Source organism: Kitasatospora sp. NPDC041917 (genome assembly GCF_055589745.1).
Genome location: NZ_JBVJBI010000111.1, coordinates 1 through 1,599, shown reverse-complemented (window position 1 = coordinate 1,599; position 1,599 = coordinate 1). Strand labels below are relative to the sequence as shown.

Genomic DNA, 1,599 nt, shown 5'->3' with positions numbered 1-1,599 from the left:
TGTCGGTGAGGTCGGTGAGGACGGCGGTGTCCTTGAATACCCACTGCCTGTACCGGGGGTCGTCGGGGTCGCCTTCGTAGAGGCAGAAGTAGTTGGTGGGTGGTCCGTGGTACAGCTTGACGCCGTTCACGGCGTTGTCGAGTGCGGCGATGTAGTTGGTGGTGGTGCTGGGGTAGACGAGTTGGCTGGTTCCGGTGCCGCCGCTCCATTGGAAGAGTTCCAGGGTGTATTTGGTCAGGTTTTTGATGGAGGAGGCAACCTGGGAGGGCCTGCCGAGGTTTGCCGAGGTGAGGTCGGTGAGGCCGGCGGCGTCGTTGAAAACCCACTGCGTTCCGCCTTGGTCGGGGTCCTCGTAGAGGCAGAAGTAGTTGGCGGGCGGGCCGTGGTAGACGTTGGCGGATGTGACGTGGTCCTCGAGGCCGGGGGTAGTGACGTTGACGTTGGTGCCGGGGTAGACGAGCTGACTGGTGCCGGTGCCGTTGGCGTTCTGGAACATCTCCAGGGTGTACTTTGTCTGATTTGAGCACCTGGAGATCACGCTTGAGAGGTCATGGAAAACGGCGGTATTGGTGAAGCTTGTGAGGCCGGCGGTGTCCTTGAACAGCCACTGTCTGGCGAGTCCAGTAGTGTGCTCGAAGAAGCAGAAGTAGTTGGCGGGCGGACCGTGGTAGACGTTGACGGATGTGACGCGGTTCTCGAGGCCGAGGGCGTAGACGTTGACAGTGGTGTCGGGGTAGACAAGCTGACTGGTGCCGGTGCCGTCGTTGTTCGAGAACAGTTCGATGGTGTACCAGGTCTGGTTGCTGACGGACGAGATCACGCTGGAGGCGTCACCATAGAGGGCTGTGTCGGTGATGGCGATGACGCCGGCGGGGTCGGTCGTGAGCGCCCGGAATACCCACTGCCTGCCGGTGCAGAACGTATTTTCGTAGAGGCAGAAGTAGTTGTTAGGCGGGGCATGGTAGACGTTGAAGGACTTGACATTGTTGTCGAGGCCGGGAGCGGTGATGTCGACAGCGGTGCCGGGGTAGACGAGTTGGCTGAGGCCGCTGCCGTCCTTGACAGAAAAGAGTTCGATGGTGTAGCTGGTTCGATTGCAGACCGAGGAGATCAGTAAGGCGGCACCGATGTAAAGACTCGTGGATGTGATATCGGTGAGGCCTTCGGTGTCCTTGAACACCCACTGCATTCCACTCTGGTTGAAGTCTGAATAGAGGGCGAAGTAGTTCGGGGGTGGGGTGTGGTAGAGGTTGACGCTGGTCGCGGTGTTGTCGAGGCCGGGGGTGGTGATGTCGACCTGGTTTTCGGGGTAGATGAGTTGGCTGGTGCCGGTGCCGTCGGCGTTCTGGAAGAGTTCCAGGGTGTAGAGGGTCTTGTTGTCGACGGAGGAGATCGCGTTGGCGGCGTTGATGGTGGGGTTGTCGAGGTGGGTGAGGGCTTCGGTGTCCTTGAACACCCATTGCCTGCCGGTTTGTGCGGGTCCTTCGTAGAGGCAGAAGTGGTCGTCGGGTGGGCCGTCGTAGAGGGTGGCGGTGGTGGTGGTCTGGTTGAGGGCGGTGCTGACGCTGTTGTAGGCCTGGGGGTAGAAGAGCTGGTCGT

The 1,599-nt window shown here is 60.5% G+C and carries 1 protein-coding gene; it reads right to left on the bottom strand.

The window, feature by feature from the left end:
• A partial coding sequence (locus tag ACZ6EM_RS40385) for a peptidase inhibitor family I36 protein (RefSeq protein ID WP_465774678.1) occupies nucleotides 1-1,599 on the bottom strand: 1,599 nt, incomplete at both ends.